This is a genomic window from Hydrocarboniphaga effusa AP103, from assembly GCF_000271305.1.
Taxonomy (GTDB): Bacteria; Pseudomonadota; Gammaproteobacteria; order Nevskiales; family Nevskiaceae; genus Hydrocarboniphaga; species Hydrocarboniphaga effusa.
Genome location: NZ_AKGD01000001.1, coordinates 1,844,988 through 1,867,018, shown reverse-complemented (window position 1 = coordinate 1,867,018; position 22,031 = coordinate 1,844,988). Strand labels below are relative to the sequence as shown.

Below are 22,031 nucleotides of genomic sequence, written 5' to 3'. Positions count from 1 at the left end.
GCTTTCCTACTGCTCCATCACCCCGAGCGGACGATCGAAGGTGTAGCGCGCCGGCTCGACCACGAGCTTGTTCGCCGCGGCGATCGGGGCATCGCGCTGCACGAGCGCGAGCGGCAGGCTCAGGATGAACAGGCCCGAGCCGAGTACCGTCGCGACCAGGCTGATCGGGCGCACGAGGATCAGGTCGAAGGCCATCGCGCCGGCGGACGGCGAGTTGTCGAGGCTGTCGTTGTACGGGCTGCTGGAATCGGACTGCGCATTGGCGGTGCCGACGACGAGCGCCGCGGTGACCAGCGCGGAGATGACGAACGAGCGGGATTTCATGTCGGAAAAGCCTGGGCGAAAAGTGGTCGAGACTAGGCGCCGCCGTTTTACAGTGTCAATCGCAAGCCGGGCCGCGGCTTGACGCTCCGCCACGCCGTGTCGATGCTCCCGCGCATGCCCGCGCTCTACCTCGCCGCCGATCCCGTCGAAGCCCAGCTGGTGGCCGATTATCTCGCCCAGCACGAGATCGGGGTGCGCATCGACGGTGCGTTCCTGTGGGCCGCGCGCGGCGAACTGCCGCTCGAATATCCGCGCCTGTACCTGCTGGACCCGGCCGACGAAACACGCGCTCGCGCGCTGCTGCGCGAGTACGAACGCCGCGCGCTGATCCACTCGATCTGGCGCTGCGGCTGCGGCCAGGACGTGCCGCAGCATTTCGAACTCTGCTGGAACTGCGGCCTCGACCGCCCCGCTTAAGTCTCTTTCCCGAACCGCCGAATGATCGACGTCGCGCTGTACCAGCCCGAAATTCCGCCGAACACCGGCAACGTCATGCGGCTGTGCGCGAATTCGGGCGCGCGCCTGCATCTGATCCAGCCGCTCGGCTTCACGCTCGACGACGCGCGCATGCGCCGCGCCGGGCTCGACTATCGCGATCAGGCGACCATCGTGCTGCATGCGGATTTCGCCGCGTTCCGCGCCGCCATCGGCGATGCGCGCCTGCTCGCGCTGTCGACGCGCGGCAGCCGCCGCCACGACCAGATGCCGTACCGCGACGGCGACGTGCTGCTGTTCGGCCCCGAAACGCGCGGCCTGCCGCAGGCGCTGCTCGACGAACTCGGCCCGGAGCGGTGCATCCGCCTGCCGATGCGGCCCGGCTCGCGCAGCCTGAACCTGTCGAACAGCGTCGCGATCACCGTGTACGAAGCCTGGCGTCAGCGCGGTTTCGATGGCGGGGAATGAGCGATGAGCTTGCTGCGATGAATTTCCTGCGATGAGCTTGCTGCTCAAGGGCGCCGGCGGCTTCGTCTTCGGCTTTGCCGTCATCTACGCCCTCTGGCGCGTGCTGCTGGCGCGGCGGCCGCTGGCGCTCGATGCGCCGACCATCGGGCTCTACATGGGCCTGGCGTTTCCGATCTGCATCGTCAGCGAAGTGCTGATCGGCCGGCTGCACTTCGAGCTGTTCGGCGCGCAGCTCTGGCAGTACCGCGTCGCGCCGACGCACGGCGGCTATACCTCGCTGTACAACTTCGCGATCTGGCCGCTGTACGGCTGGCATGTGTATCTGAGCGAGCAGGCGCTGGCGCAATGGAAACCGCGCCCCGGCCTGCGCCGCGCGGCGCTGCTGCTCAAGCACGCGAGCGCCGGGCCGCTGCTCGAGATCATCGCCAATCTCGGCATGCTGGCGATCCTGGGCCGCTATTACTTCTATTACCTGCCCGGCGATCTCTGGCACCTGACCTCGATCCAGGTGGTGCCGTACTACTTCGTGCTGTCGCTGCTGTTCTCGGCCTTCATCGCGCGCCTGCGGGATGCGCGGCACAAAGTCGCGATCGGCTGCGCGGGCTATCTGGTGGGGCTCGCCTACCTGTTCCTGGCGTAAGCGGGCGGACGTTCGGCTCCGCCCTTATTCGGTCGCGGTCGGCATGAAGCCGCCGACCTGGCGATTCCACAGCCGCGCGTAGAGCCCGCCGGCTTCGAGCAGTTCGGCATGCGTGCCGGCTTCGACGATGCGTCCCTGCTGCAGAACCACCAGCCGGTCGAGTCGGGCGATGGTCGACAGCCGGTGCGCGATCGCGATCACCGTCTTGCCGTGCATGAGCTCGTCGAGGCTGGCCTGGATCGCGGCCTCGATTTCGGAGTCGAGCGCCGAGGTGGCTTCGTCGAGCAGCAGGATCGGCGCGTTCTTGAGCAGCACGCGGGCGATGGCGATGCGCTGGCGCTGGCCGCCCGAGAGCTTCACGCCGCGTTCGCCGACGTGCGCATCGAGCCCGCGCCGCCCTTCGCCATCGACGAGCGCGTGCACGAAGCCGTCGGCCTGCGCGCGGCGCAGCGCCTCGGCGATCGCCGCGTCGTCGGCATCGGGCCGGCCGTAGAGCAGGTTGTCGCGAATCGAGCGATGCAGCAGCGAAGAATCCTGCGTGACCACGCCGATCTGCCGGCGCAGGCTCTGCTGGGTGACCGCAGCGATGTCCTGGCCGTCGATCAGGATGCGACCGCCTTCGAGGTCGTGCAGGCGCAGCAGCAGGTTGCCGAGCGTGGTCTTGCCCGCGCCGGAAGGCCCGACCAGGCCGATGCGCTCGCCCGCGCGCACGCTCAGCGACAGGCCTTCGATCACGCCGCCACGGCGGCCGTAATGGAAGCGGATGTCGTCGAAGCGGATTTCGCCGCGCTCTGCGCGCAGCGGCATCGCGTCGGCGCGGTCGGTCACCTGGCGTGGCTGCGAGATCGCGCGCATGCCGTCGTGTACGGTGCCGATGTTTTCGAAGATGCCGGTCACCGTCCACAGGATCCAGTCCGACATGTTGACGATGCGGATCACCAGGCCGGTGGCGAGCGCGATGTCGCCCGTGCTGACCAGGCCACGGCTCCACAGCCACAGCGCGAGCGCCGGCGTGCCGACGATCAGCAGGCCGCTGTGCACGGTCATCGCGACGTCCATCGTCGTCACCGTGCGCGTCATGCGCCGGGTGTCGTCGCGGAACTCGGCGATCGCCTCGCGCGCGTAGGCCTGCTCGCGCTCGGTGTGCGCGAACAGCTTGAGCGTGAGCGCGTTGGAATAGCCGTCGACCACGCGCCCGCCGAGCTTCGATCGCGATTCCGAGGCCGCCGCCGAGCGCGCTTCGAGCCGTGGCACGAACACGCGCAGCAGCAGCAGATAGCCCGCAACCCACAGCAGCAGCGGCATCAGCAGCCAGCCGTTGGCCTGCACGAACAGCAGACCCGCGAGGCTCACGTAGACCAGGATGTACCAGATCGCATCGACGATCTGCACCGCCGATTCGCGCAGCGCCGGAGCCGTCTGCAGGATGCGCGTGGCGATGCGCCCGGCGAAATCGTTCTGGAAGAACGACAAGCTCTGCTGCAGCACGTAGCGGTGCTGCTGCCAGAGCATGCGCGCGGTCAGCCCGGGCTCGATGGCCTGGTGCACGAGCAGGTCGTGCAGGGCGTTGAACAGCGGGCGCAGCAGCAGCGCGGTCACCGCCATCGCCGCGAGCGCGCCGGCGTGCTCGTCGAAGAAGGCCTCCGGCGAGGCCGCGGCCTGGGTCCAGTCGATCAGCGTCGACAGGAAGTCGAACAGCAGCACTTCGATCAGCGCGACCGCCAGGCCCAGTGCGAGCAGCGCCGCGAGGATCGGCGCGATCGGGCGCAGGTAGTGCGCGTAGAAGGCGGCCAGCGTCTGCGGCGGCATCTCGTCGGAGCCGTCTACGAACGGGTCGACGAGGCGTTCGAACCAGCGAAAGATCATGCGCGCATGATCGCCCGGCCGAGCCGATGCTGTCTCGACGGCTCGGCTCGATGACTCAGTTCGATGAACCCGGTGGCGCCGGCGGCGGTCGCAGCGGTGATCTTTTTTAGGCGGACATGCGATGCGTAAGCGCCGATGGTGCGGGCTGGCGATGGCGGTCACCGCAGCGGGCGCGCTCGCCTGGGCCTCGGCGGCGGGTTTGCTGCGCATTCCCGATCGCCACCATCCGTTCGCACCGCTGCGCGTGGACGAGGCGCCGAACTGGCTCACCGCGTTCAAGCTGCGACGGCTCGACCGCGACGACGCTCAATGCCGCGCCGTGCTCGCGCAGACCGCGCTGCGCTACACGCCGGTCGAGGACCGCGACACCGGCGCGGGCTGCGGCTTTCGCAATGCGGTGCGCATCGACGCCACGAGTGCGCGCGTCGAGGCGTTCACGCTGTCCTGTCGCAGCGCGGTGGCCCTGTCGCTATGGGAGCGCCACCGCCTGCAGCCGGCGGCGCAGCGTCACTACGGCTCGGCGGTCGCCCGCATCGAGCACTTCGGCAGCTATGCCTGTCGCGACATCGCCGGCCGCCAGGGAAGGCGCAGCCGCCATGCCACCGCCGATGCCTTCGATTTCGCCGGCGTGGTGCTCGCCAATGGACATCGCGTGCGCATCGCGGCGGACTGGGACGGCGAGGCCGTGGACGCGGCCTTCCTGCACGAGATTCGCGACGGCGCCTGCGACAGTTTCAGCACGGTGCTGAGCCCGGATTACAACGCCGCGCATCGCGATCACCTGCATCTGGATCGCGGCGGCTTCGGCCTGTGCCGCTGAGGCGGCGGCCTTACTGGTTCTCGGCCTTCGAGGGCCGTGTCGCCAGGCTGCGCACCGCCTCGACCGGCGAAATCTCGCCGAGCAGCACGCGGCAGATCACGTCGGTGATCGGCATGCTGACCTTGTGGCGCTCGGCCAGGCGACGCACTTCGGGCGCCACGCGCACGCCTTCGACCACCTGCTGGATCTCGGCCGTCGCTTCGGCGACGGTCTTGCCCTGGGCCAGCAGCAAACCCATGCGGCGGTTGCGCGACTGGTTGTCGGTGCAGGTCAGCACCAGATCGCCGAGGCCGGACAGGCCCATCAGCGTTTCGGCGCGGCCTCCCATGGCCTGGCCCAGCCGCATGATCTCGGCGAGCCCGCGCGTGATCAGCGCCGCGCGCGTATTCGCGCCGAGGCCGAGGCCATCGGCGATGCCGACCGCGATCGCGAGCACGTTCTTGACCGAGCCGCCGATCTCGACGCCGACGACGTCGCTGGCCGTATACGCGCGAAAGCCGTCGCCGTGCAGGGCATTGGCGATGCGCTCGGCGTAGGCGGTGTCGGTGGAAGCCACGGTGACCGCGGTCGGCAGGCCCAGGCCGAGCTCCTTGGCGAAGGTCGGGCCCGAGATGATCGCGAGCGGCCGGTTGTCGCCGAGCTCCTCGGCGACCACTTCGTGCACGAGCTTGCCGCTGCCGGCCTCGATGCCCTTCATCGCGCAGGCGATGCCCTGGCCGGGCTTGAGCATCGGCTCGATCTTGCGCAGCGTCTCGCGCAGCGCCTGGCTCGGCACGACGATGAGCACCTCGTCGGCCTCGGCGAGTACCGCGCCGAGCTCGGAGCTCGCAGTCAGGCCGACCGGAAAATGCGCCTCGGGCAGGTAGCGTTCGTTGAGACGGCGGCTTTCCATCTCGGCCAGCGCCTTGGCATCGCGTCCCCACAGGCTGACCGGCGTGCCCCGGCGCGCGAGCTGGATCGCCAGCGCGGTGCCGTAGGAGCCGGCGCCGAGGACGGCGATGCTTTTCATGGCGTGCGGGTCCGCCGACTAGTGGCTGACCTGGACGTTGACGTTGGCGTCCGCCCCGGCCTGGCCGGCGGCCGCGGCGCGCTGGCGGTTCACGTGCTCGAGGAACAGCGCCTCGAAATTGATCGGCTGCAGCAGCAGCTGCGGGAAGCCCGCCTTCTGCACGAAATCGGAGACCGCTTCGCGGGCGAACGGGAACAGCAGGCTCGGGCAGTAGCCGGCGAGAATCGCGGCGCGCTCGTTCTCGTTGGTGAAGCCGCGCGCCACGAAGATGCCGGCCTGCTGCACTTCGACGAGGAAGGCGATGTCTTCGCCGAGCTTGGCGGTCACGGTGACCGTCAGCGTGAGGTTGAACTGATCGTCGCCGAGCGGCTGCACCGCGGTGCCGACGTTGACGTCGACCTGCGGCTGCCAGGGGCGCGTGAAGATCTGCGGAGCCAGCGGCACTTCGACGGACGCGTCCTTGACGTAGAACTTCTGCAGCGCGACCTGGCGGGCATCGGCCTGCGGCGCGTTGGTGGGGACGGCATTGGGGGCGTCTGCAGCCATGAGGCAAAACTCCGGATTTTCTAAAAGGCGAAGCGGGAAGGAGGACAGCTTTCTTGTTCGGTCGCGGCTTTTGGCGCGGGCCGCAGTTTAAAGCGGAATCGTGACCGGCCTTGGACGGGCCGGGTCCGGGCTAGGCCGCCAGCAGCGGGTCCAGGCCACCGGCGCGGTCGAGCGCGGACAGGTCGTCGAAGCCGCCGACGTGGGTTTCGCCGATGAAGATCTGCGGAACCGTGCGGCGGCCCGAGAGGCGCATCATCTCCTGGCGCAGGGCGTCGTCGTGGTCCACGCGAATCTCCTCGTAAGCCGCGCCCTTGCGCTCGAGCAGGCGCTTGGCCATCACGCAGTACGGGCAGTAGTCGGTGGAGTAGACGCGGATGCGGGCCATGGCGTGTCTTCCTGTCGCGCTTACTTGGCGGTCACCGGCATGCTCGCGCCGAGCCAGCCGTTGAAGCCGCCACGCAGCGGATACGCCTCGGTGTGGCCGAGCTTCTTGAGCTTCTCGGCCGCCTCGCCGGCACCGCCGCCCATCATGTCGTAGAGCAGCACCGGACGGCTCTTGTCCTTGCCGATCTCGCTGGCGCGCGAGTCGAACTTGGTGAGCGGGATGTTGATGGCGTTGAGCAGGTGCGAACGCTTGAAATCCGGCGCCGGACGCACGTCGACGATGATCGGTTCGCGGTCGTTGATGAGCCGGATCGCGTCCGGAATCGACAGGCGCTTGCCGCCCTTGAAGCTACCGTGCACTTCATTGGCGATGAACAGCACGAACACCAGGCCGAGCGCGGAAAACAGCAAGGGGTGATGGGAGGCGAATTCGAGATACTGCTGCATGGTGGGAGCGCGAAAGGGGACGCAGGGCGTCTATGATGCGGGCCAGAATTATGTCATCCAAGCCCCTCGATCAAAAGGCAAGCCTCGCCGGGCCGCGCACGCGCCGCGTCTGCACGGCGCTGCTGCTGGCCGGATTCTGGCTCGCCGCGCCGGTTTCGACGGCCGCCCCGCAGGGCGACAAGTCGATCAAGCAGAGCGAGGAGGACCTGCAGCGCGTCAAGGGGCGCATCGAGGCCATCAACCGCAAGATCCAGCGCGATCGCGGCGAAAAGGACGAGCTGACCAAGGGGCTCGAGGCCGCCGAGCGCAAGCTGTCGGACAGCCAGGCCCAGCTGCGCCGGGTGCGCCAGGAGATCGATGCGCAGAACGCGCGCATCCTCGATACGCAGACCCGCCAGTCCGAGGCCCGCTATCGGCTGGGCGAGCAGAAGGAGAGCCTGTCGCGCCAGCTGCGCGCCGCTTTCGTCATGGGCAGCCGCAGCCGCACCCAGCTCTGGCTCAGCCAGGAAGAGGTCTCGCGCACCGGCCGCGTGCTGACCGATTACGACTACCTGAGCAAGGCGCGGGCCCGGCAGATCGAGGCGGTGCGCAGCGAGGTCGAGCAGATCGCCGCGCTGCAGACCCAGCTGATCGACGAGCGCTCGCGCCTCGAGGCGCTCGAACTCGAGCAGGCGCAGGCGCTCGAGACGCTGCAGTCGAGCCGCAAGCAGCGCCAGGCTTCGATCGCCGCGATCGAGGAGCGCATCAGCAGTTCGCAGGGCGAGCTCAAGCAGGCCCAGGCCGACGAGGAGGCGCTCAACAAGCTGCTCAAGTCGCTGCGCGACGCGCTGTCGGACATTCCGATCGACCTCGAAGCCAGCGGCAAGCCGTTCGCCCAGCAGAAGGGCAAGCTGCCGCCGCCGGTCAAGGGGCCGATCCTGGCCGACTACGGCTCGGCGAAATCGGACGCCCGCCTGACCTGGAGCGGCCGCTGGATCGGCGCGCGCGAGGGCACGCCGGTGCGCGCGATCGCGCGCGGGCGCGTGGCCTACACGGGCTGGCTGCAGCGCTACGGGCAGATCCTGATCCTCGAGCACGACGGCGGCTTCTTCACGCTCTACGGACACTGCGCCTCGGTGAGCCCGGGTGCCGGCGAATGGGTCGAAGCCGGGCAGGCCATCGGCACCGCCGGCAACAGCGGCGGGCACGACAAGTCCGGCGTTTATCTCGAAATCCGCAAGGGCGCGACGGCGCTCAATCCGCGCGACTGGCTCGCCAAGTAGGCGCTTGGGATAGACCGCAGGCGGTACCCGCCGCGTTGCGCCTCGGGATGAACGGGGGGTTACGCAGCTGCGCCGTTAACCCACTCTACGCTTGCAGGCTCAGTCCGGTCGCAGCGCCTCGGGCCGCTTGCGTTCGAGCAGGCGCTCGCCTTCGGGCGTGAGCTCGGCGTGCAGGCCCGGCGCCACCATGCCCTTGTGGATCAGCGATTGCAGGGCCTCGCGGTTGTGGCGCGTGCGCTTGTTTTCGACCCGGGACTTGCGGATGCGCACGAGTTCGGCGATCTCGGCGTAGCTCAGCTCGGGCAATGGAGGCTCTTCCATGAGAACTCCGGATCAAGGGTGGTGAAGGGACGCAAGTTTCGGACGCCACTGTGGGCGCCGAGTTCCCGCCGCGCAAGCCGGCCGGCGGACGCCACCAACGAAAACGGCGACGGGGTCGCCGTCGCCGTTGATGGAGCCTGCCGCGCGTCTTACTTCGACGGCGCGTCGTCCTTGGCCACTTCGATCAGCTCGACTTCGAAGATCAGCGTCTGGTTCGGGCCGATCTTCACGCCGGCGCCGCGCTCGCCGTAGGCGAGGTCGGACGGAATGTAGAACTTGTACTTGGCGCCCGGCTTCATGAGCTGCACGCCCTCGGTCCAGCCCGGGATCACGTTGGCGAGCGGGAAGGTCACCGGCTGGCCGCGCGAGTACGAGCTGTCGAACTCCTCGCCGTTGAGCAGCGTGCCCTTGTAGTGCACGGTGACCTTGTCGGCGGCGGTCGGCGGGGTGCCCGAGCCTTCGGTGATCACTTCGTACTGCAGGCCCGAGGCCGTGGTCTTCACGCCTTCCTTCTTGCCGTTCTCGGCGAGGAACTTGGCGCCTTCTTCCTTGGCCTTGGTGGCGGCTTCCTCGCGCTGCTTGACCTGCTCTTCCTGCATCACCTTGGAGACCTTGTTCTTGATCTCTTCGCGGGCGGCGTCGTCGAGCTTGGGGGTGGCGCCGCTGGTGACGTCGTTGAGGCCGGCTTCGAGCGCCTTGATGTCGACATGCGACTGCACGGGCTTGAGCGAGTTACCGAGGTCCACGCCGATGGCGTAGCCGAACTTCTGGGCGTCGGTGGTCAGTTCGCCCGAGGACGAGGCGGCGCCGTCTTCCTTCTTGGCGCAGGCGAAGAGCAGGCTGGCGCAGGCGGCCACGGCGAGCAGGCGAAATGAGGAGTGCATGGGGTCTCTTATCGAAAGTAGAGGAGGCAAGGGAATGGCAACAGGGAATCGGCAGGCGGTGAGGCCAAAAAATCGGCCGCAGATTACACATAAAGCCGGCAAGCGGGCCACCGCCGTGCGATGACGGTGGCCAGGGAAGGCTCAGACCGGGGCAATGGCCGGCGGTTCCGCCGGCGTCGCCTGCGGCCGCCCCGACAGCAACTGCAACAAGGTCTGGCGGGTTTCGTCGGACAGCAGCTCCAGCGAGCGTTCGGCGATCTTGTCGATGCGAACGTCGACCGCGAGCTTGCGATCGCCGGTTTCGCTGACGATGCCGACGTCGATCAGGGTGTCGAGGTAGCCGCGGAACAGGGCCTTGTCGAAGAACTCGGGTGAATCGCGGCCGGTCAGCACCGCCATGCGCTCGGCCAGGCGGCGGCAATCCTCCTCGAAGCGCTCGCGCTGCAGCGGCAGCCGGCTCTTGCTTTCGTCGGCGAGCAGCAGCGTGGTCATGCAATAGCGTTCGAGCGTCTCGCCCATCACGCGGCCGAGCATCGACAGCGTCGAGTAGGACGAGGTGTTGACGTCCGGACGCGCGAGCCGGCCATCCTCGTTGCGCAGCAGCAGGCCCTGGCCGAGCATCACGTCGATGGTGTCGCGCGCCACCTGCTCGGCCTCGGCCGGCTCCCAGCGCAGGTAGAACTCGGTGCGCAGGAACGGATACAGGGCGCGGCAGCCGGTGATGACCGCGTCCTCGCTGAGCACGCCGCGCGTGCGGAACAGGTTGGCGACCAGGCTCGGCAGCGCGAACAGGTGCTGGATGTTGTTGCGCGCGTAGGTCAGCAGGACCGCGTCGCGATCGGCGACGTCGAGCAGATCGCCCCAGGGATGCGGCACTTCGGCGATGCGCGCGATCGGCGCGGCCCATTCGATGATGGCCTCGGGCGAGCGCTCGGGCACCACCAGGTTTTCGCTGTACGGACGCGCCTCGAGCAACTGCACGAGGTGCTGCAGCTGCGAGAGCATGTCGGCCTTGCCGACCGCGCCCTTGGGGCTCGCGAGGATGGTGACCGCGGCCAGGCTCACCGGGCTGGCGATCGCGGCCGCGTTGACGCGCCGGTGGTTGGCCAGCGCCAGGCGGGCGACGAAATCGCGCCAGCCGGGCGGCAGCTCGTCGCCGGGCTTGCGCAGCGATTCGCGCCAGTTGGGCAGGTGCTTGTCGGCGTATTCGCCGAGCGGAATCGGCTCGCCGAAGTTCAGGTACACGCGGCCGTAGGACTTGGTCAGCAGCTTGGCGCTCTTGACCAGTTCGCCGGCCGATTCCTTCTGCTTCTGCGCCCCGCGCAGTTCCTTGAAGTAGCTGTTGAGTTCCCAGACCTTGTCGTAGCCGACGTAGACCGGAACGATGGCCACCTTGCGGGCGGATTGGCGCAGCGCCGATTCGATCACCATGCCGAGCAGCCCGGCCTTCGGCGACAGCAGGCGGCCCGTGCGGCTGCGGCCGCCTTCGGGATAGAAGCTGATCGAATAGCCGCGGCCGATCAGCGAATCGACATAGGCGCGAAACACCGAGGCGTAAAGCCGGTCGGAGCCGAAGCTGCGGCGCATGTAGAACGCCCCGCCGCGACGCAGGATGGGCCCGGCCGGCCAGAAATTGAGGTTCACGCCGGCCGCGATGTGCGGCGGCACGATGCCCGCGCGATACAGCACGTAGCTCAGCAGCAGGTAGTCGGCGTGGCTGCGGTGCGAGGGCAGGTAGATGATCTCGTGCCCCTGCGCCCACTGGCGCAGACGCTCCAGGCCGAACACCTGCACACCGCGGAAGATGCGGTTCCAGATCAGCTCGAGCAGGCGCTCGAGGAAGCGCACCGTGGTCGCCGAGTAATTGGCCGCGATCTCCTCGGCGTACTTGCGCGCCTTTTCGTTGGCCTGCGCCTCGGTGAGCTTGCCGCGCCGCGATTCGGCGAGGATCTCGCTGCGCACGCGCGGCGAATTGAGCAGCTGGTGCAGCACCACTTCGCGGTTCTGCAGCGTCGGCCCGAGCGCCGCGGTGCGTGCGTGCAGGAAGTAGATGTGGAACAGGCGGCCGAGCTTGCGGATCGCGAACTCGGGTGATTTCTCCTTGGATACGAATTCGCGGAACGCCAGCGGCAGGCCGAAGTTGGCGTACACGTTGCGCCCGTTGACCAGCATGATGATGAGCTTGCGCGCCATGCCGGCCTGCACGCTGTCGGCGAAGATCAGCTTCCAGAGCGAGGTCTCCGAACCCGGATCGCGGCCCCAGAACACCGACACCGGAACCACCTGGCAATCGAAGCCCGGATCCGCCGCGGCGCGCTGCACGACGTCGGTCAGCGCGGTGTCGCGGATGCGGGTCTCGAGCAGGGCCGGCAAGTACAGCACGCCGGCCTGGTCGAGGCTCGGCAGCGCAGTCCCCGAGCGGCCCGGACGCGGCAGGCCGTTGTCGCGGCAGATGCGCTCGAGCAGGAACAGGTCGCCCCAGGAGCGCGTCGGCAGCAGGTAGACCACCGGCCTGGCCGGGTCCAGCTTGAGTTGCTGGGCGAGCTCGGTGGGCGTGGTGCGGTAGCGGATCAGCCGGTTCAAGGGCTGAAACAGCCACCAGGCGATCCAGTAGAAGACCAGTGTGAACACGTTCGGGAGAGGCGCGAGCCGGGCAGCGGAACGGCCAGTTTAAGGGCAATCGATGACAAGAGCCCGCCGGACAGCCGGGGCTCACCTGCCGCACGTGGATAATGCGGCGCATGAGCCCCGCCCACGACCCTCGCCTCGACGGCGATCACCACCGACGCATCGCGAGCGCCCGCACGCGCGTCGGCCGCATCGCCGGGCTGCTCGATGGCCTGGTGACCATTCCGGGCACGCGCATCCGCTTCGGCCTCGACGCGCTGCTCGGGCTGATTCCGGGCATCGGCGACATCGCCGGCCTGCTGCTCGGCAGCAGCATCCTGTTCGAGAGCGTGCGGGTCGGTGCTCCGCGCGGGCTGATCGCCCGGATGCTCGGCAACATGGTGGTCGACACCGTGGGCGGCTCGGTGCCGCTGGTCGGCGATCTGTTCGACGTGGCGTTCCGCTCGCATGCGCGCAACGCCCGGCTGCTGCTCGACCACCTCGACGCGCAGTCCGGCGCGGTGGCGCCGAAGCGCCACGGCAAGCTCATGCTGGCCGGCCTGATGCTGGCCCTGCTGCTGTTGCTGGGCCTGATCTGCGTGGGCATTTACGCCGTGGTCAGCCGCTTGTTCTGAGCCGCGAGAGCGGGTATTGCCTTCATTGCCCTGAGAAACAGCCCGGATTGACGGGCTTCGCGCTTTGCGGGCAAGGTCGGGCGCTCCCCCACCGTCCGCCCTCTCGATGACCCTAGCGCCTGCGGCCCGCCATCCTCGCGGCCTGACGACCCTGTTTCTGACCGAAATGTGGGAGCGCTTTTCGTACTACGGCATGCGCGCCATCCTGGTGCTGGCGATGGTCGCGGCGGTGGAAGGGCGCAATCCGGGGCTCGGGCTCAGTAAGGACGTCGCGGCCGCGGTTTACGGGCTCTACACGACGGGCGTCTACCTGGCCTCGCTGCCGGGCGGCTGGATCGCCGATCGCCTGCTCGGTCTGCGCAACGCGGTGTTCTACGGCGGCTGCCTGATCGCCATCGGCCATTTCACGATGGCGCTGCCGGGTAACGCGAGCTTCTTCGTCGGCCTGATCTTCATCGCGCTCGGCACCGGCCTGCTCAAGCCGAACATTTCGGCGATGGTCGGCGAGCTCTACCCCGAAGGCGGCGCGCGCCGCGATGCGGGTTTCTCGATCTTCTACATGAGCATCAACATCGGCTCGTTCTTCGGCCAGATCCTGTGCGGCTATCTCGGCGAGAACGTGGGCTGGCATTACGGATTCGGCGCGGCCGGCGTGTTCATGAGCCTGGGCCTGGTGCTCTACAAGCTCACTGGCGAGCGGCTCGGCGACATCGGCCTGCTGCCGTCGACGAGCGGTGACGCGGCGCTCGACGCACGTCGCCGCCGCCAGGGCTGGGCTTTCGTCTCGGGCGGCGTCGGCGTGATCGCGGCGGTGGCGCTGGCCGCCATCGCCGGCCTGCTGCTGATCGATCCGATCGCCATGTCCGCCGCCACCGGCGTGCTGATCGTGATCGTCGCCGCGCTCTATTTCGGCTCGGTGCTGCTGTTCGGCGGGCTCGACGCCACCGAGCGCAAGCGCGTGCTCGCGATCATCGTGCTGTTCGCGGGCAACGCGGTGTTCTTCAGCGGCTTCGAGCAGGCCGGCTCGTCGTTCAACCTGTTCGCCAAGGACTACACCGACCGTGTCGTGTTCGGCTGGGAAGTGCCGGCCTCATGGCTGCAGTCGATCAACCCGATGTTCGTGATCCTGCTGGCCCCGTTCTTCGCCGCGCTGTGGGTCAACCTCGGGCGGCGCAACCTGAACCCGTCGGTGCCGGTGAAGTTCGGCCTCGGCCTGGTGCAGGTGTCGCTCGGCTTTCTGGTGCTGTACTTCGCCTCGCAGTACGTGGTCGCCGGCGAGAAGGTGGCGCCGACCTGGCTGCTGCTGACCTATCTGTTCCACACCACCGGCGAGCTGTGCCTGTCGCCGGTGGGCCTGTCCGCCGTGACCAAGCTCGCCCCGCGCCGCTACGTCGGCCAGATGATGGGCACCTGGTTCATGGCGACTTCGCTCGGTCATCTGATCGCAGGCCTGCTGGCCGGGCACCTCGCCGACGACAGCAACGTCGCCGCGGTGCCCGATCGCTTCCTGTTCGTCTTCATGACCACCATCGGCGCCGGCCTGCTGATGCTGCTGGTGTCCAAGCCGGTCGGTCGCCTGATGGGCGACGTGCGCTGACGCCCCGACGACGCCCCGATTCAAGGATTCCCGACATGCCCGCAATCACGCCGTTGAAGCTTTCCGCCCTGGCCCTGGCAACGCTCGCGCTGTCCGCCTGCCAGCCGAATCCGCAACCGGCCTCGCCGCCGGCGCCCGAAGTGCAGAAGGCGATCGGCGCGGCCGACGCCGACAAGTTCATCCTCGACATCAACGAGTGGCGCACCAAGAACAATCCGCGCCTGGGCGCCGCCTACTGGGTCGCCGCCACCTACATCACCGACGACTCGCAGATGCTCGCCGCGCAGGCCACCGAGGAGAACCTCGAGTACGTGACGCGCAAGGTCGACGAGGCCAAGCGCTACAACGGCCTGACCGGGCTTTCGCCGGCGACCGATCGCGCGCTTATGCTCGTCAAGCTCGGCTCGACCATGCCGGCGCCCAACGACGCGACCAAGCGCGAGGAACTCGCCAGGATCGCCGCCTCGATGGAGGCCAACTACGGCTCGGGCAAGTGGTGCCACGCGGGCGCCACGGGCCAGCAGGAGTGCCTGCGCCTGCAGGAGATCGAGAAGATCATCGACAACGTCGAGCTCAAGAACACGCCGCAGCAGATGGCCGAGGCCTGGGCCGGCTGGCACGCCACCGCCAAGCCGATCCGCAAGGATTACCAGCGCTTCGTCGAGCTCATGAACGAGGGCTCCAAGGAAATCGGCTACGCCAATACGGGCGAGCTCTGGCGCGGCGGCTACGACATGAGCCCGGCCGAGTTCGACCAGGACGTCGAGCGCCTGTGGGGCCAGCTCAAGCCGCTCTACGAACAGCTGCACTGCGCGGTGCGCGGCAAGCTCAACGAGAAGTACGGCGACGCCGTGGTGCCCAAGGACGGCCTGATCCCGGCGCAGCTGCTCGGCAACATGTGGGCCCAGCAGTGGGCCAACCTCTATCCGCTGATGGAGCCGTACAAGGGCGTCGGCAGCCTCGACGTGTCGGCCAGCCTGCGCAAGCTGCGCGACGCCGAGTTCGACAAGCTCAAGGCGGCCACCAAGGGCCGGCTCGACGAAAAGCAGCTCGCCGAGCTGCAGCACCAGGCCGACACCGCGATGGCGGTCAAGATGACCAAGATCGCCGAGGACTTCTATACCTCGCTCGGCATGCCCAAGCTGCCCGAGACCTTTTGGACCAAGTCGCTGCTCGTGCAGCCGCGCGACCGCGACGTGGTCTGCCACGCGAGCGCTTGGGACCTCGACCTCGGTCACGACGACGTGCGCATCAAGATGTGCATCGAGCCGACCGAGGAGATGCTGACCACGATCCACCACGAGCTCGGCCACATCTACTACTACCTCGCGTACAAGGATCAGCCCTCGCTGTTCCAGTCGGGCGCGCACGACGGCTTCCACGAGGCCATCGGCGACACCATCACGCTGTCGCTGACGCCCAAGCACCTGCAGACCATCGGCCTGATCGGCGACGCCAAGACCGACGAGCGCGCGGTCATCAACAACCAGATGAAGCTTGCGCTCGACAAGATCACCTTCCTGCCCTGGGGCAAGCTGGTCGATCAGTGGCGCTGGAAGGTGTTCTCGGGCGAGATCGCGCCCGAGCACTACAACGAAGGCTGGTGGAAGCTGCGCGGCGCTTATCAGGGTGTGGCGCCGCCGTTGGCCCGCACCGAGGAGGATTTCGACCCGGGCGCCAAGTACCACGTCGCCGGCAACACGCCGTACACGCGTTACTTCCTGGCCTTCGTTTTGCAGTTCCAGTTCCAGAAGGCCTTGTGCGATGCTTCGGGTTTCAAGGGACCGCTGTACGAATGCGACATCTATGGCAATGCCGAGGCCGGCGCCCGCTTCACCGCGATGCTGAGCCAGGGCCAGAGCCATCCGTGGCAGGACACGCTCGAAAAGCTGACCGGCACGCGGCAGATGGACGCCTCGGCGCTGATCGAGTATTTCTCGCCGCTCATGAAGTACCTCGAGGAACAGAATCAGGGCAAGAGCTGCGGCTGGGCCGGCGAAGCCTGAAGCGCCGCCGCCGAATCCGGCAGCCTGCGCAGGAATTATTGGGGCTAGGGAGCCAACGGCTAGGGATGGCCATCAACGAGTGCCGCAGGGACGCGGCACAAGCCAGGGAGCTCGGGGCGGCGTCAGCCGCCCTCCTTTTTTGAGCTGCCGACTCGGACATTGCGGATAACGATGAAGACCTTGTTGAAGTGGACGGCGCTGGGCCTGCTGGCCATGGTCGTCGTCGTGGGTGCGCTCGCGGTTCACAGCTGGCGGTTCAAGCCGCTGCGGTTCGGCTGGTTCCTCGATCGCACGCTGCTGCAGCACACGCTCGACGATCCCGAGCTGCTGACCCAGCTGCGCCTGTTCGAGCCGCTCGGCATCGACGGCCACAACGCCCGGCTCACCGACGTGTCGGTCAAGCATCTCGAAGCCGTCGCCCAGCAGTGGCAGGCCGACCTCGACACCTTGCATCGCTACGATCGCAGCCAGCTCTCGCGGGCCGACCAGCTCGCCTACGACGTGATCGGCTGGTACATCGGCGACCAGGTCGAGCGCGGCCGCTGGCAGTTCCACGATTTTCCGGTGAACCCTTTGTTCGGCGTGCAATCCGAGCTGCCGACGATGATGGCGACGCAGCAATCGGTCGCCAGCGAGCACGAGGCCGAGCAGTATCTGGCGCGCCTTTCGCTGTTCGGCGACAGGTTCGGACAGGTGCTCGAAGGCCTGCGCCTGCGCGAGGAGCGCGGCATCCTGCCGCCCAGGTTCGTGGTCGAGAAATCGCTCGCGCAGATGCGCGGCTTCGTCGCCGTGCCGCCCGAGCAGAACCTGCTCTACACCGCGTTCGCGGACAAGCTCGGCAAGATCGAAAAGCTGCCGCAGCGGCAGCGCGACGAACTGCTGGGCCAGGCGCGCGAGCGCATCGACAGCATCGTCTATCCGGCCTACGACCGGCTCATCGCCTACTTCGAACGCCTGCAGCCCAAGGCCACGCGCAACGACGGCGCCTGGTCGCTGCCCGACGGCGACGCCTACTACGCCTGGGCCGTGCGTTCGAACACGACGACCGATCTGTCGCCCGAAGACCTGCACAGCCTCGGTCTGGCCGAAGTCACCCGCATCGAGGCCGAGATGGACGCGCTGCTGCGCAGCGAGGGCTACGCCGAAGGCAGCGTCGGCGCGCGCATGATCGCGCTCGGCAGCGAGCCGGGCTTCCTGTACGCCAACAGCGATCTGGGCCGCGAAGACTGCATCAAGGACTTCACGCGCATCATCGAGGAGATGCAGCAAGGCCTGCCGCAGATGTTCAACCGCGTGCCGAAGGCGCCCGTGGTGGTCAGGCGCGTGCCCGAGTTCAAGCAGGCCAGCAGCCCCCAGGCCTATTACGACCCGCCGCCGCTCGACGGCTCACGGCCGGGCACCTTCTGGATCAACCTGCGCGATATCACCGAGATCAAGAAGTTCTCGATGCGCACGCTCGCGTATCACGAGGCGGTGCCGGGGCATCACTACCAGCTCGCGGTCGCGCGCGAACTCGAGGACGTTTCGCTGGTGCAGCGCGTGCTGCCGTTCACCGCCTACTCCGAAGGCTGGGCGCTCTACGCCGAGCGGCTCGCCAAGGAAATGGGCTACGAGCAGAACCCGTTCGACGATCTCGGACGCCTGCGCGACGAGCAGTTCCGCGCCGTGCGCCTGGTCGTCGACACCGGCCTGCATCACGAGCACTGGAGTCGCGAGCAGGCGATCGCCTACATGATCGACAAGACCGGCATGCCCGAGACCGACGTCACCGCCGAGGTGGAGCGCTACCTCGTCATGCCGGGCCAGGCGCTGGCCTACAAGACCGGCATGCTCAAGATCCTCGAGCTGCGCGCACGTGCCCAGCAGGCGCTCGGCGATCGCTTCGACCTCAAGGCCTTCCACGATCAGGTGCTGCTCGCCGGCGCATTGCCGCTGCAGGTGCTCGACGCGCGCGTGCAGGGCTGGATCGACGCGCAGAAGCCGCATTGAAGATGGTTGCCTTCTCCCTCCGGGAGAAGGTCCCCGAAGGGCGGATGAGGGTCTCGCGGAGATAGCCAGGTTTGCTACGCCGGAGAGTCCCTCATCCCGGCCCTCTCCCGGAGGGAGAGGGGGCGAAGCGCCCTCTCAAAGCGAGCGCCAGCTCAGCGCCAGGTGGAAGCTGAAATCGGGCGATGAGCTGGTGATGAGGTCTTCCTGGAAGCCGACGTCGATGCCGAAATCGCGCGCGAGGTCGTAGCGCAGGCCCAGGCTGAGCTGCAGGGCTTCGCGGAAGGCGTCGAGATCGGAGTCGTCGTAGAGCTTGCCGTGGGCGTAGAGCTGGCCGAGCAGCGACCAGTGCTCGGCGAAGCGCGCGGCCAGCCCGGCGCCGCCGAACGGCACGACGCTGTTCTGCTGATCGGCGATCAAGCCGGCTTCGTCGTTGATCGATACGCCGGCCGAAACCCAGCCGCTCAGGAAGAAGCCCGGATCGAACGGCAGCGCCCAGTCGGCCCACAGCGCGCCGCCGGTATTGCCGCCGGCCAGATGCGCGTCGTCGCCGCTCGGCAGCTTGAACTCGGTGCGCAGGGCCAGCGACTCGAGCGCCTGCCAGCCGAAGCCCAGGCGCACGTCGCCGAGGTCGGTTCCGCCGCGCGTGTTGCGGAATACCGTCTCGCCGCCGCGCGTGTACTCGTAGAGATAGCGATCCTGCGGGGCGAGCTCGCGGCCGCCGTTGGGCAGGCCGAAGAAGTCGTGCCAGCTCTCGATCGGGTCATCCATGAAGCCGCCGCCCTGGTGGAGCACCGGCACTTCGAGCGTGAGCTCCAGGTTCCAGCCCAGGCCCTTGCGGAACGCGAACGTCAGCAGATTGCTTTCGCCGTCGAGCACCACCGCTTCGCTGCCGTTGCCGCTCGCGTGGTACTCGGTGGTGAGGTCGTAGCGCAGCGAGCCGCGGGTGTCGCCGAACGGCAGCACGCCGGTCTCGCCGATCACGGGCAGTTCGAAGGCGCGAGCCAGCGCACCCTGGTTGTAGACCGCCAGCGGACGTTCGGCGGCCCGGGCCTGGCCCGCCGCCGCAGCCGAGGCGACCAGGATCAGCAGGCCGATATGTGATGAAAGATTATTCAATGGATTCCCTATCAATCATTTATCAACTCGCTACGAGGCGTCACCCGCACCGCATGCTGCATCGACATACGCCATTCCGCATCGGTGCTAGGGGCCACCGCCGGCCTCTGCTAGCATCCGTGCCCCCGATTCTCACGTCGCTCAAGCCCGATAGGCGTCAAGCCATGAAGTTCGTTACCGACAACACCCGCATCAGCTCGATCAGCGCGGTGTCCACGCCGGCCCAGGTCCAGGCCGAACTGCCGCTGTCCGAGCGCGCCGCGCAGACCACCTTCGAGACGCGCCGCGAGATCCAGGACATTCTCGCCGGCCAGGATGACCGCCTGCTCGTCGTGGTCGGCCCCTGCTCCATCCACGATACCGCAGCCGCGCTCGACTACGCACAGCGCCTGGCGCCGCTCAAGGAGCAGCTCAAGAAGAACCTGCTCATCGTGATGCGCGTGTACTTCGAAAAGCCGCGCACCACCGTGGGCTGGAAGGGCCTGATCAACGATCCGGATCTCAACGACACCTACGACATCGACCGCGGCCTGCGCATCGGCCGCAAGCTGCTGCTCGACCTCAACGGCCAGGGCATGCCGGCCGGCGTGGAGTACCTCGACCTGCTGACGCCGCAGTACCTGTCGGACCTCGTGAGCTGGGGCGCCATCGGCGCGCGCACCACCGAGTCGCAGCTGCATCGCGAAATGGCCTCGGGCCTGTCGTGCCCGGTCGGGTTCAAGAACGGCACCGACGGCAGCGTGAAGGTGGCGGTCGACGCCTGCCAGGCGACGAGCGCTCCGCATCGCTTCCTGTCGCTCACGCAGCAGGGCCAGATCTCGATCTTCGAAACCGCCGGCAACAAGGACTGCCACATCATCCTGCGCGGCGGCACGCTCGGCACCAACTACGATGCGCAGGCCGTCGATGCGGCCAGCGCGGCGATGAGCAAGGCCGGCCTCAAGCCGCAGATCATGATCGACTTCTCCCACGCCAATTCGTCCAAGCAGCACAAGCGCCAGATCAACGTGGCGCAGGACGTGGGCGGCCAGATCGCCGCGGGCGATTCGCGCATCATCGGCGTGATGGTCGAATCGCACATCGTCGAAGGCCGCCAGGAAATCGGCCCGCGCGAGACGATGTGCTACGGCCAGAGTGTCACCGATGCCTGCATCGGCTGGGACGACACCGTCGAAGTGCTGCGCGGCCTCGCCGCGAATGTCGCGCAGCGTCGCGAACGTCTGGCTCGCAGCGCGTAAGTTTTCCGTTCTCCCTCCGGGAGAAGGGGCCCAAGGGCGGATGACAGAGTCGCCGGTAGCAGCCGGGTTGCCGATTCCGTGCATCCCTCGCCCTTGGTCCCTCTTCCAGATGGAGAGGGATGCGCAGCCGCCCGCGACACATCAGTTTTTCTGAAGCAGAAACTCAAAAGCTTCCGCTTGGATGCGGCGCCTCCTCCTCCTATAGTCCGTCGATCCGGGGGATCTGATCCGCGACATGATCGACGCAAGCCAAACCAAGCCAGTACCCACGCGCTACTCGCCGCCCGCCATCGGCCTGCACTGGCTCATCGCCGTGCTGATCTTCGCGGGCTATGCACTGGGCCTGTTCATGGTGGCGCTGCCGGTTTCGGCCGAAAAGCTGCGCTATTTCAGCTTCCACAAGTGGATCGGCGTGAGCGTGTTCCTGCTCGCGCTGCTGCGCGTGCTCTGGCGCGCGACGCATCAGCCGCCCGCCCTGCCCGAAGGCGCGCGCTGGGAGCACGCCGCGGCGCACTTCACGCACTGGGCGCTCTATGGGCTGATGCTGGCGATTCCGCTGTCCGGCTGGCTGCACAGCTCGGCCGCGGGCTACACCACGGTGTACTTCGGCGTGCTGCCGCTGCCCGACCTGCTTCAGAAGAATCTGCCGCTGTCCGAGCAGCTCGGTGCCGTGCACGGCTGGCTCAACTACGCGCTGATCGCCCTGCTGCTCGGCCATGCGGGCGCCGCCATCCTGCATCACGTGGCGCGCCGCGACGGCGTGCTCGCGCGCATGCTGCCGCTGTCGGGCGCGAAGACCTGGGCCAATCTGGCGATGCTGCTCGCGATCGCCGCGTTCTCGCTGATCGCGGTGCTGTTCGTCAGCGGCGAATCGCGAGATGCGGCATCCAGACCCCAGCAGGATGCGGCTCAGACGCAGGCGGTGGCGTCGGCCTCCGGTGAGATCACCGCCGAATTCCGCCAGATGAACGTGCCCGTCACCGGCACCTTCACGCGCTTCAAGCCCGAGACCCTGAGCTTCGACGCCGACGCGCCGGAAGCCGCCAGGGCGATCATCGTCGTCGACGCCGCGAGCTTCGATATCGGCGATGCCGACTACAACGCCGAGGTGCGCAAGGCCGAGTGGTTCGATACCGCCAAATTCCCCGAAGCGCGCTTCGAGTCGAGCGCGGTGCGCAAGCTCGACGCCACGCATTTCGAAGCCACCGGCGAGCTCACGGTCAAGGGTAAGGCGCTGCCCGTGACGGTGCCTTTCACGGTCGCGCAGGATGGCGGCGCCACGGTCTACACGGGCGAAGCCAAGGTTTCGCGCGCCGCCTACGGCATCGGCGACGACAGCTGGAACGATGTGCTCGACGACGCCGTCATCGTTCGCTTCCGCATTTCGGTCGCGCAGCCCTGACAGCCGCGCAGATCAACGTGCACACGGCGTTCGCC

At 67.8% G+C, this 22,031-nt stretch carries 21 protein-coding genes; 11 read left to right on the top strand and 10 right to left on the bottom strand.

Translation table 11 applies throughout. The features are described from left to right. Window positions 1–6 precede the first annotated feature (6 nt). On the bottom strand, window positions 7–324 hold the full coding sequence (locus WQQ_RS08205; protein WP_007184676.1) for a hypothetical protein: 318 nt from the start codon (window positions 322–324) through the stop codon (window positions 7–9). 114 nt (window positions 325–438) lie between these two features. On the opposite strand from WQQ_RS08205, the gene WQQ_RS08200 reads away from it, so the two are divergent. From WQQ_RS08200 to WQQ_RS08190, 3 genes are read left to right on the top strand one after another with little or no spacing between them, the layout of a single operon-like run. Then, window positions 439–741 (top strand): putative signal transducing protein, encoded by a 303-nt coding sequence (locus WQQ_RS08200; RefSeq protein WP_007184675.1) that lies wholly within the window; start codon window positions 439–441, stop codon window positions 739–741. Between the two features lie 21 nt (window positions 742–762). After that, window positions 763–1,227, top strand: coding sequence for a tRNA (uridine(34)/cytosine(34)/5-carboxymethylaminomethyluridine(34)-2'-O)-methyltransferase TrmL (trmL, locus tag WQQ_RS08195; RefSeq protein WP_007184674.1), 465 nt, complete (start codon window positions 763–765; stop codon window positions 1,225–1,227). A 31-nt stretch (window positions 1,228–1,258) separates the two neighbouring features. After that, window positions 1,259–1,867 (top strand): hypothetical protein, encoded by a 609-nt coding sequence (locus WQQ_RS08190; protein WP_007184673.1) that lies wholly within the window; start codon window positions 1,259–1,261, stop codon window positions 1,865–1,867. 24 nt (window positions 1,868–1,891) lie between these two features. Here WQQ_RS08190 and WQQ_RS08185 read toward each other — a convergent pair whose 3' ends face one another. Further along, a complete protein-coding gene (locus tag WQQ_RS08185) occupies window positions 1,892–3,733 on the bottom strand; it encodes an ABC transporter ATP-binding protein (protein ID WP_007184672.1) in 1,842 nt (613 codons plus the stop codon). Window positions 3,734–3,854: 121 nt separating this feature from the next. Between WQQ_RS08185 and WQQ_RS08180 the strand changes: the two genes are divergently transcribed. Further along, window positions 3,855–4,553 (top strand): extensin-like domain-containing protein, encoded by a 699-nt coding sequence (locus WQQ_RS08180; RefSeq protein WP_007184671.1) that lies wholly within the window; start codon window positions 3,855–3,857, stop codon window positions 4,551–4,553. Window positions 4,554–4,563: 10 nt separating this feature from the next. Here the strand turns inward: WQQ_RS08180 and WQQ_RS08175 are convergent, their stop codons facing one another. The 4 genes from WQQ_RS08175 to WQQ_RS08160 form a co-directional block, all read right to left on the bottom strand. Then, on the bottom strand, window positions 4,564–5,562 hold the full coding sequence (locus tag WQQ_RS08175; protein WP_007184670.1) for an NAD(P)H-dependent glycerol-3-phosphate dehydrogenase: 999 nt from the start codon (window positions 5,560–5,562) through the stop codon (window positions 4,564–4,566). 18 nt (window positions 5,563–5,580) lie between these two features. After that, the gene (gene secB / locus WQQ_RS08170) at window positions 5,581–6,108 is read right to left on the bottom strand and encodes a protein-export chaperone SecB (protein WP_007184669.1); all 528 of its coding nucleotides are present in this window, start codon (window positions 6,106–6,108) and stop codon (window positions 5,581–5,583) included. A gap of 130 nt (window positions 6,109–6,238) precedes the next feature. Continuing rightward, complete coding sequence (gene grxC / locus WQQ_RS08165; RefSeq protein WP_007184668.1) at window positions 6,239–6,493, bottom strand: glutaredoxin 3; 255 nt, start codon at window positions 6,491–6,493, stop codon at window positions 6,239–6,241. A gap of 20 nt (window positions 6,494–6,513) precedes the next feature. Further along, complete coding sequence (locus tag WQQ_RS08160) at window positions 6,514–6,939, bottom strand: rhodanese-like domain-containing protein (RefSeq protein ID WP_007184667.1); 426 nt, start codon at window positions 6,937–6,939, stop codon at window positions 6,514–6,516. A gap of 50 nt (window positions 6,940–6,989) precedes the next feature. Between WQQ_RS08160 and WQQ_RS08155 the strand changes: the two genes are divergently transcribed. Further along, window positions 6,990–8,201, top strand: coding sequence for a murein hydrolase activator EnvC family protein (locus WQQ_RS08155; protein ID WP_007184666.1), 1,212 nt, complete (start codon window positions 6,990–6,992; stop codon window positions 8,199–8,201). A gap of 99 nt (window positions 8,202–8,300) precedes the next feature. Here the strand turns inward: WQQ_RS08155 and WQQ_RS08150 are convergent, their stop codons facing one another. The 3 genes from WQQ_RS08150 to plsB all read right to left on the bottom strand — a co-directional run bounded on the left by WQQ_RS08150 (window position 8,301) and on the right by plsB (window position 12,037). Then, window positions 8,301–8,522, bottom strand: a complete 222-nt coding sequence (locus WQQ_RS08150) for a hypothetical protein (protein ID WP_007184665.1) — start codon at window positions 8,520–8,522, stop codon at window positions 8,301–8,303. 149 nt (window positions 8,523–8,671) lie between these two features. Next, window positions 8,672–9,406: a BamJ family beta-barrel-assembly machinery protein gene (gene bamJ / locus WQQ_RS08145; protein ID WP_007184664.1), complete on the bottom strand. Its 735-nt coding sequence runs from the start codon at window positions 9,404–9,406 to the stop codon at window positions 8,672–8,674. Between the two features lie 141 nt (window positions 9,407–9,547). Further along, window positions 9,548–12,037 (bottom strand): glycerol-3-phosphate 1-O-acyltransferase PlsB, encoded by a 2,490-nt coding sequence (gene plsB / locus WQQ_RS08140; protein WP_007184663.1) that lies wholly within the window; start codon window positions 12,035–12,037, stop codon window positions 9,548–9,550. Between the two features lie 110 nt (window positions 12,038–12,147). On the opposite strand from plsB, the gene WQQ_RS08135 reads away from it, so the two are divergent. From WQQ_RS08135 to WQQ_RS08120, 4 genes are all read left to right on the top strand, one after another. Next, window positions 12,148–12,648 (top strand): DUF4112 domain-containing protein, encoded by a 501-nt coding sequence (locus WQQ_RS08135; protein ID WP_007184662.1) that lies wholly within the window; start codon window positions 12,148–12,150, stop codon window positions 12,646–12,648. A gap of 106 nt (window positions 12,649–12,754) precedes the next feature. After that, entirely contained in the window at window positions 12,755–14,245 is a 1,491-nt protein-coding gene (locus WQQ_RS08130) for a peptide MFS transporter (RefSeq protein WP_040453213.1), read from the top strand. A 35-nt stretch (window positions 14,246–14,280) separates the two neighbouring features. Next, window positions 14,281–16,251, top strand: a complete 1,971-nt coding sequence (locus WQQ_RS08125) for a M2 family metallopeptidase (RefSeq protein WP_007184660.1) — start codon at window positions 14,281–14,283, stop codon at window positions 16,249–16,251. Between the two features lie 171 nt (window positions 16,252–16,422). Next, the gene (locus tag WQQ_RS08120; protein WP_007184659.1) at window positions 16,423–18,240 is read left to right on the top strand and encodes a DUF885 domain-containing protein; all 1,818 of its coding nucleotides are present in this window, start codon (window positions 16,423–16,425) and stop codon (window positions 18,238–18,240) included. 135 nt (window positions 18,241–18,375) lie between these two features. Here WQQ_RS08120 and WQQ_RS08115 read toward each other — a convergent pair whose 3' ends face one another. Beyond that, the gene (locus WQQ_RS08115) at window positions 18,376–19,356 is read right to left on the bottom strand and encodes a DUF3187 family protein (RefSeq protein ID WP_007184658.1); all 981 of its coding nucleotides are present in this window, start codon (window positions 19,354–19,356) and stop codon (window positions 18,376–18,378) included. Window positions 19,357–19,520: 164 nt separating this feature from the next. Between WQQ_RS08115 and WQQ_RS08110 the strand changes: the two genes are divergently transcribed. Both WQQ_RS08110 and WQQ_RS23635 read left to right on the top strand, forming a co-directional pair. Further along, window positions 19,521–20,594 (top strand): 3-deoxy-7-phosphoheptulonate synthase, encoded by a 1,074-nt coding sequence (locus WQQ_RS08110; RefSeq protein WP_007184657.1) that lies wholly within the window; start codon window positions 19,521–19,523, stop codon window positions 20,592–20,594. Between the two features lie 235 nt (window positions 20,595–20,829). Then, a complete protein-coding gene (locus WQQ_RS23635) occupies window positions 20,830–21,996 on the top strand; it encodes a cytochrome b/b6 domain-containing protein (RefSeq protein ID WP_007184656.1) in 1,167 nt (388 codons plus the stop codon). Window positions 21,997–22,031: the final 35 nt, after the last annotated feature.